Here is an 8,957-nt window from a genome sequence, read left to right as displayed (position 1 = left end):
TACCTGATACCTGATACCATTATGCGGCCAAGATTTAATTTGTCAAGTGATTTTTGCGTATTCATGACTGCATTATATCACAAATTTTATTTTGCTATATCTAATAGTGAATCACATTATCAGACTCTCTGATTCGATTTATAATTTTCTCGGCTTCAGGACTGGTAAAAAATTTATACGTGCTTTCAGGAACGAGTCCCCGAATTCGTTCAAAATCGCCCTCTTTGATTGCCTGCCTGACATTTGACGCGCTTATGACTTGGCCGTCCTGTTCAGTTTTACGGGGGATTATGACGCATTTAATACCATGTTCGGGCAATTTCTCGGACATTATGCGATTATATATGCCTGTTACTAAACTTTTAGGCTCTTCACCTACATAACGCGAATTAATACCGAGTGATTTTGCTATTCGTATAAATATGCTCAAATCTAAATTTGCGTGACTCTCTATTACTGCGCTATCGTCCTTCTGAAAGTAGCTCGGAAAAGTTGCACTGCTGATTATATAGGGCCCTGTGTCGTGATAAATTATATTGTGTAAATGCGCCGTGCCTTCAATGACTAATTTTTTCCTGACATCAAACGGGACAAGTGAGGCATCTTCACTAACAATAAATAAATGCAAAATATCATTTTCTCGTGAAGCTCTCTCTACTAAATATTGATGTCCTAGCGTGAAGGGGTTTGCATTCAAGACAAGAGCCGCGATATTTGCCCCGTCCTGTTTAGTTTTTGCCAGTTCCGTCAAGTAATCGTAAAATCCATTGCGCCGATTTTCCATGAAAACAATTTGATTATCGATTCGGGCTATCTCGTAAAAGCCTAGGTCACCGAAAAATTTTGCTGAATTGCATTTAGTATACAAGAATAAATTATAGATTTTGTGTTCAAATTCATATTGAATTAAGTGCGATACTATTTCATTCATTAAGCCCTCGCCTTGATGTTCATGACTAACGGCCATACAGCGCAAAGTGTTCCCGAAACAGCTCCCAGTCGCAATAATATTATAATCGTCGTCATAAATTGCGCAGGTGTAATCTAAATTTTTATCGCGTCTGATTCCTTCAGATTGTAATAATTTATCAATGGCAGAATTTGCTTTCTTGTCGGATTTGTAGATTTTAGAGACTGACATTTTGCGATACTCCTTTCACGATTATATATAAAATTTTATATGCTGGACAAATTATATAATTCCCGCCCGTGTAAATTGCTTGTGAAAATTTTTAGCGTTGTGATACTTCCTTCACGATTTATTTATATATAATCCAGCCCATAATATTCACGTATAAATTATAATTGCTTGTAAAAATTTTAGTCATTGTGATATAATTCTGCAAGTCTTAAGGAGAATTGGCCGAGCGGTCGATGGCGGTTGACTTGAAATCAATTGAGGTGCAAGCCTCCGGGGGTTCGAATCCTCCATTCTCCGCTAAAAATATGGAGCCTGCTTAAATGAGCGGGCTTTTGTGTTATTGTGATAAAGTTAAATAATAGCATTTCTTGAATACTCCCCTTTGTGTTACAATTCTTTACTTAGAAATATTAATATAAATTGCAATTTATCTTTCACTATAATACTGGAAGACTCTTTGTGAATTATGTTAAAGAAAGGAAAACTTTTATATGAAAAAATTTCTTGTATTTATTATGTTGTTAATTATGTGCGGTTCGTGTAGTGCTGCCGATAAAGTTCCTGCAGTCTGTTATAACGGAACATTTAACGGGGTATTATCTTCTGATAATGTAATTACGTGGCTTGGCGTTCCCTATGCAAAACCTCCTGTAGGCTCTCTTAGATGGAAAGCACCTCAAGCACCCGAATCAAGCACAAATACATTCGAAGCTGATAAATTTTCAGCAGTGCCTATACAAAAAGTGTCTGATACTAATCCTGTTTCGCTCATGACTCAAGGTGAAGACTGTTTATCACTTAATATTTGGAAAGCGAGCGATGATAATAGTGCTGCTTCTCGTCCTGTTATGGTATGGGTTCACGGAGGTTCATTCAGATATAACGGGAATGCTAGACCCGAATGGAGCGGGCATAAATTAGCAGCTGATAATCCTAATATTATGGTCGTATCTGTCGGCTATAGACTGGGAATTATGGGATTTATTGATTTTTCCGAAGTAAGCGGCGGCGAAAATTTTATAGAGAGCGGGAATTTAGGAATACTTGACATTTTACAGAGTCTTAAATGGTTGAAAGCTAATATAGCTGCATTTGGCGGAGATCCTGATAATATAACAGTGTTCGGGCATTCATCAGGTGCGGCTCTAGTTTCATTATTAATGACAATGCCGGAAGCACAGGGACTCTTCAAGAGGGCTATAATTCAAAGCGGTTCGGTTGCAATGTCAATGGCTAGAAAGAATTCAGCAGAGGACGCGACTCAACTTGCAAAAAAACTTCTCGAAATCACCGGAAAAACAGACATGACGGGCTTAATGGCTCTTACTTCACAAGATCTACAAAACGCAGCAGCAAAACTTGACGGCGCATTGAATTTTCCTGAACGTGACGGCATAATTTTATCTGAAGATGTTTACACAGCTTTTGCAGAAAACGCAGGTAATTATGATATTCTTATCGGCTCTAATGCTGATGAAGTACGTTATTTCTTGGGAGCTATAGGCAGTCTTGATGTATTTGCTAATTATTTAAGTTTGACTTATAATCAGCTCACTGATGCAATGAAACAAATACCTGACTACGGAGAAGCAATGGCTAATAATGCAGAAAATTTTATCACTCTTCAGGGAGATATTGAATCAGTATGGGCATATACTGAATTTCTGAATGAATTACTTTTCAGAGTCCCGGCTATACAAATGGCTTCATCACCTGCCAGAACAGGCAAAACATACATGTATTACTGGAATATTCCTACAGCTGACCCATATTTAGCGTGTCATGAAGTCGAGCTGCCATTTATTTTTGATCTTCCCAGCGTATTAATTCCGGCCGATTTCCTGAACAGTACACAGGGGCAGGCAGTGCGCAGTCTTGCTCAAAATATTTGGGTTGATTTCGCTGAAGACGGAGTCATAAATGGAGCTGTTGAATATACATCGTCCGACCGTACTACAATAGTAATTAGTCCTGATGCAGTGCCTATAAGCGCAGTTAATGATCCGTTGAGTGAACAGAGACAATTAATAACGCCCTTACTCGCATTAAATTTTTCAGGACGTGATATTATAAATCCTATAAGTGCAGGCGGTGAAGATACTAATACAGACGACGATGACACTGACACTGATACAGATATACCAACTGGAATCAGAAATTCGGGGTCAGGCTGTAATGCGGGGATATTCTCGTTAATATTCTTAGTGCTGATAATGCCTATAATAATTATTGGAAGACTCTAATCAATAAAATTTTTCTTATATCAAGAAACAAGAAAACAGGTCTCACACTATAAAGCGCGGGACCTGTAAATTTTTTATTTAATCATATTGTGCCATTCTTTAATTGACAGCAACGAGTCAGAATTATTATTTTGCGATTTAACCGTGATAATTCCTTCAATAGCTGCATCTGCTCCTGCTAAAGTTGTTATATATGGGACTCTTGCTTTAATTGCGCTGCGTCGTAATGCGCTCCCCGTGTGAGTTAGTGCCTTCTCCCTAGGAGTATTTATCACGAGATTTATTTTACCGTTTATAACATAGTCAACAGCATCGGGCCGGCCTGAAATTTTTTCGCAAGTAATTCCGGAATTTCTTAGAGTCTCGCAAGTTCCTTCAGTCGCAAAAATCTTGAATCCAGCGTTAATATATTTTCTTGCAATGTCAGAAATATTTTTCTTGTCCGAGTCACTCACTGCAATTAATACATTCCCAGTTAATGGGAGCTTAGAATTTGCTGCCTCTTCTGCCTTGTAAAACGCTTCTCCGGCCTCTTTCGCAATTCCTAATACTTCACCGGTTGAACGCATTTCAGGCCCTAAAACCGGATCTACTTCCTGAAACATGTTAAACGGAAATACTGACTCTTTAACTCCCCAGTATGGTATAACGCGTTCGGGCAAATTTTCAAGCGGCGAGTCAAGTCCTGTTAAATCGCGGGTCATTGCTTCAACTGCTAAAGGCACCATTTGAATCCCGCAAACTTTTGACACTAATGGAACAGTCCGGGAGGCTCTCGGATTCGCTTCTAAGACAAAAACTTTGTCATTCTCTATAGCGTACTGAATATTCATGAGTCCTACAACGTGCATAGCTTCGGCAATTTTCCGCGTATATTCTTTAATCGCAGCAAGAGAGTCGGGCGTTATATGTCTTGACGGAATTATGCAGGCCGAGTCCCCCGAATGAATCCCCGCGAGTTCTATATGTTCCATTACTGCCGGGACATAAGCATGAACCCCGTCACAAATAGCGTCGGCTTCACATTCTAGCGCGTGATTCAAGAATCTATCTATCAAGATCGGCCGATCCGGAGTAACTCCGACTGCTGCATTGACGTAATTATTTAAGCTCGCTGAGTCGTAAACAATTTCCATTCCCCGGCCGCCCAGCACATAAGAAGGCCTCACCATTACGGGATAACCGATTTTATTTGCGATTTCCTGAGCTTGATTTAAATCTGCTGCCATTCCTGACTCCGGCATGGGAATGTTAAGCGAGTCCATTACTGATTTAAATCTGCCTCTGTCTTCGGCCAAGTCAATAATTTCCGGTGAAGTGCCTAAAATTTTTACGCCGTTTTTCTCCAGTTCGCTCGCAAGATTTAAAGGCGTTTGACCACCGAATTGCGCAATAACTCCGGCGGGCTGTTCAGATTTATATATGCTTAATACGTCCTCAAGTGTGAGAGGCTCAAAATATAATTTGTCTGAAGTGTCATAATCAGTCGAGACCGTTTCAGGGTTGCAATTTACTATAATTGTCTCAAAACCTAGACGCTTTAGACTCTGGGCAGCATGAACACAGCAGTAATCGAATTCAATTCCCTGACCGATTCGATTAGGGCCGCCTCCGAGTATCATAATTTTACGTGACTGCGAGATTTTATTTTGCTGATTTGACGATGAGTCAGAATTATTATAAGTTGAGTAATAATAAGCTCCGTCTTGAGTTCCGCTCACATGAATAGATTCCCATGTTTGAGAGATATTCAATTTTTCGCGGCGATCCCTGATTTCTTTTTCGGGAATGTCTAATAATTTCGCTAAATATTTATCAGAGAATCCGTCCCGCTTGGCCTGAATTAGTGCATTATCCGAAATATTTTTATCAGCTAAAATTTTTTCTTCTTCAATGACTAATTCCTGAATCTGCTCAAGAAAATATTTCTTTACATGAGTCAAATTATGAATCTCTTCAACCGTTGCGCCCTTCCTCAATGCCTCATAAATAATAAAATATCTCTCACTCGTCGGATATTCTAACATTGAGAGTAATTCATTTTTTGAGAGTTCATGAAAATTTTTAGCGAATCCGAGCCCGTATCTATCTTTCTCAAGTGATCTAATTGCTTTCTGTAATGCTTCCTTAAAATTTCGGCCTATGCTCATGACTTCACCGACTGCCCGCATTTGAGTTCCGAGTTTGTCCTGTACACCTTTGAATTTCTCGAATGCCCAGCGCGCAAATTTCACAACTACATAATCGCCGCCCGGTTTATATTTATCAAGAGTTCCGAATTTGCCGCAGTGAATATCACTCAAAGAAAGCCCAGCCGCTAATTTTGCAGATATTAAAGCAATGGGGAATCCTGTAGCCTTTGACGCTAAAGCAGACGAACGGGAAGTACGCGGGTTGATTTCAATTACTATTACGCGCCCGGTCTTAGGATCATGGGCAAATTGTACATTAGTTCCGCCGATTACTCCTATATGTTCGACAATTTTATATGCTTGAGCCTGTAATTTTTCCTGAAGTTCGCTCGAAATTGTCAACATGGGCGCGACGCAGAAAGAATCTCCCGTGTGAACTCCCATAGGGTCAACGTTTTCAATAAAACATACAGTTATCATGTTATTATCTTTATCGCGGACGACTTCAAGCTCTAACTCTTCCCAGCCGAGCACAGACTCCTCAACTAATACTTGATGAACAATACTGGCCTGTAGACCTCTTTCACAGACTGTCTTTAACTCATCGCGATTATAAACGAGTCCCCCGCCTGCACCTCCCATAGTATAAGCAGGACGCAAGACAACGGGATAATTTAATTTTTCAGCGATATTCAAAGCCTCATCAACAGAGTACGCAACTTCAGAACGAGCCATATCGATTCCAAGTTTCTGCATTGTTTTCTTGAATTCGACCCGATCTTCTCCGCGTTCGATTGCATCTGCCTGAACTCCTATTACTTCGACATTATATTTTGCTAAAATTCCGGCCTTGTTTAATTCCGCGCATAAATTCAAACCTGACTGCCCGCCAAGATTCGGCAACAAATAATCAGGTCTTTCACGCGCAATAATTGACTCTAATCTTTCAAGATTAAGCGGCTCTATATAAGTAATATCTGCCATTTCGGGATCTGTCATGATAGTTGCGGGGTTGGAGTTCACTAAGACAATTTCATAGCCTAGACTTCTAAGGGCTTTGCAGGCCTGTGTGCCCGAATAATCGAACTCACAAGCCTGACCGATAACAATAGGGCCTGACCCTATAATTAAAACTTTTTTCCGTGCTGCCATATATAAAAATTTCACTTCCTGTGTTACTTATTATTTATCAGACGAAATTATTTCATTTGCTGCTGTATTTACGCTTTCTAAAATTTTCTCGTCGGCCTTAATGTCCGTTATTACTGTCTCAGTAACTTGAACAGGGGCATCAATAGGTTTATTTTCGCCGTTTTCGAGCGCGTTGTCTTGAGACTCTGATTTAATTTCAGCGGGTAAAATTTCCGTTGCAGGCTCATTTTTTGCGGGAGTCTCTACAGGTTTTGAGTCAGGTGCGGGCGATTCCTGTTCTAATTCGAGAGTTACAGCCGGTTTTGCGTCGTCTGATTTTGACTCGTTAATTGCTTGAGACTCTGTTAATTTTGCTTCAGGCTCGTTAACTGCTGGAGTCTCTACAGGTTTTGAGTCTTCAGGTTTTGACTCAGGTTCAGAAATTGCAGGCTTATCTTCAGGTTTTGACTCGCTGATTTCCGGAGTCTTTGCTGGAGTCTCTACAGGTTTTGCTTCAGGCTCGTTAATTTCCGGAGTCTCTTTCACGTTTTCAGATTTAATTTCAACGGGTGCGGGAGTCTCTACAGGTTTTGAGTCTTCTGATTTTATTTCAGGTTCAGAAATTGCGGGCTTATCTTCAGATTTTGACTCATTAATTGCGGGAGTCTGAGTCTCTACTGGCTTTGATTCTGGCTCACTTGATTCGGGCGTTGAGTCCCCGCTGACTTCCTGAACGCTTATATCATAATCGAATTTAGGCGGCTCATCTTCAGAGACTACAGGGCGGGCAAATAATGACTCGTCATTAATTACAACTTGTGCTTTATTGCGTAATTCCGTCTCGTAATCCGTGAGTCTCTTTCTCTCTTCCTGTTGAGTTAAGAGTGCTTTAATATCCCCGCTGACCTCGTTATAAGGCCTTACGCTTGAGTCAACATGTTCAGTTTTTAGAGCGACCGCAAAATCATAGCTCGACACGGAAAAAACCGGGCTGGGCTGATTAATATCAAGTGAAGCGAGCACGGTAAAAGTTCCCGTTCTGAAAGCTGTTGACGGCATAAAAATGGGATCTTTAGTGATATTTATTACGTCCTTAGAGTCAAATTTGTCATCTGATAGAATTGCAAGCCATGAATCGCCTTTAATGAGTCTTGACCTGAAATTTTCTGCGTCTGAACTCGTGTTAAACTGCGCGGCTTGAATCATGAATCCTTCAGGCTGAGTATAAATTAAACTCTTCATTGAGTCATAGAATTCCGCCGCCTGATCTTCACTGATTATGATTTCTCCTACTGCTTGACGTACGAGTCTCTCTGTTGCGATTTGACGCGCTAAATTTTGTTTATAGTCTTCAATTTTGATTCCGTTCTGTGCTAAGACCTGATAAAATGCCTCTCTTGTCGGGAAGTAAGTATCAGCGTAATTTTTCATTACTTGCTCGGCCTCTGCGTCTGTTACAGTTATGCCTTTCTCCTGAACTTCTTTGAGTAATTGCGAGTCTAAAATCGCTTGATTCAGGACATTATTATAAATCGCTGGCATGTCAAGAGATGCTAAATTTCTTGAGTTATAATTATTTTGCAGGTAATTTCTGACTCTCTGCTCAAGTTCAGAGCGCATTAAAGAACGCCCGTTAATTTGTGCGACTTCATAGTCTGACATAGTGCCGTCGGGATTTCTGCTCGGTGAACGTCTTGTACTTCTGCCTTCATACATTAAGAATGTAGACAACAAGAAAGCTATTACGATTATAGCCATGACCCATTTCATTTGTTTACGCAGGAAATTCATAATAGATAAAACCCTCTCTCAAAATTTTATTATCATAATTATAATTACGTATTTCTACGAGCTTAAATTTTAGCATATAGGCGTAATTTTTACACACTTGCTAGAGTCTTCCCTGATTTAGTCTCGACTTCAAGATTATTTATTTCGCCCCCTGATGACTTCATAATTTCACGTAACATTTGCGCAATTTCTTGAGCTTCTGACTCTTTGCACTCACACACTAGAGAGTCATGAACCTGCAAAAATAAATCTCCTTCCCAATTTATCATGGCCATTCTTGCAATGTCTGCCGCTGTTCCTTGTATAGGTGAGTTAATTATAGCGCGGTCAAGTGCTGATTTTTTCGCGGGGATCTCGTTAACTGGTCTGATTCGGCCTGATAGAGTCTGAGTATAACCCCGTGATTTTGCTTGAGAGATTATATTATCGATAAAATTTTTAACGCTCGGCACTGCATCAAAGTAACGAGTCATTATGTCTTTTGCTTCCTGTTTAGAAATATTTAATCTTTCAGCCAGC

Annotated in this window: 5 protein-coding genes and 1 tRNA gene; 2 read left to right on the top strand and 4 right to left on the bottom strand. The window is 40.1% G+C overall.

Annotated elements, in window-relative coordinates; translation table 11 throughout:
- Positions 1 to 100: 100 nt before the first annotated feature.
- The gene (gene citC, locus IJS99_00030) at positions 101 to 1,141 is read right to left on the bottom strand and encodes a [citrate (pro-3S)-lyase] ligase (GenBank protein MBQ7560206.1); all 1,041 of its coding nucleotides are present in this window, start codon (positions 1,139 to 1,141) and stop codon (positions 101 to 103) included.
- Between the two features lie 212 nt (positions 1,142 to 1,353).
- On the opposite strand from citC, the gene IJS99_00025 reads away from it, so the two are divergent.
- Positions 1,354 to 1,438: transfer RNA gene (locus IJS99_00025), tRNA-Ser, on the top strand.
- Between the two features lie 194 nt (positions 1,439 to 1,632).
- On the top strand, positions 1,633 to 3,384 hold the full coding sequence (locus IJS99_00020) for a carboxylesterase family protein (protein MBQ7560205.1): 1,752 nt from the start codon (positions 1,633 to 1,635) through the stop codon (positions 3,382 to 3,384).
- 74 nt (positions 3,385 to 3,458) lie between these two features.
- Here the strand turns inward: IJS99_00020 and carB are convergent, their stop codons facing one another.
- The 3 genes from carB to IJS99_00005 all read right to left on the bottom strand — a co-directional run.
- On the bottom strand, positions 3,459 to 6,668 hold the full coding sequence (gene carB, locus IJS99_00015) for a carbamoyl-phosphate synthase large subunit (protein ID MBQ7560204.1): 3,210 nt from the start codon (positions 6,666 to 6,668) through the stop codon (positions 3,459 to 3,461).
- A gap of 30 nt (positions 6,669 to 6,698) precedes the next feature.
- Complete coding sequence (locus IJS99_00010) at positions 6,699 to 8,438, bottom strand: SurA N-terminal domain-containing protein (protein ID MBQ7560203.1); 1,740 nt, start codon at positions 8,436 to 8,438, stop codon at positions 6,699 to 6,701.
- An 89-nt stretch (positions 8,439 to 8,527) separates the two neighbouring features.
- A partial coding sequence (locus IJS99_00005) for a DNA polymerase I (protein MBQ7560202.1) occupies positions 8,528 to 8,957 on the bottom strand: 430 nt, incomplete at its 5' end.

It is taken from the genome of Synergistaceae bacterium, assembly GCA_017444345.1.
GTDB lineage: Bacteria > Synergistota > Synergistia > Synergistales > Aminobacteriaceae > JAFUXM01.
This window is presented reverse-complemented; position numbering and strand designations above follow the sequence as displayed.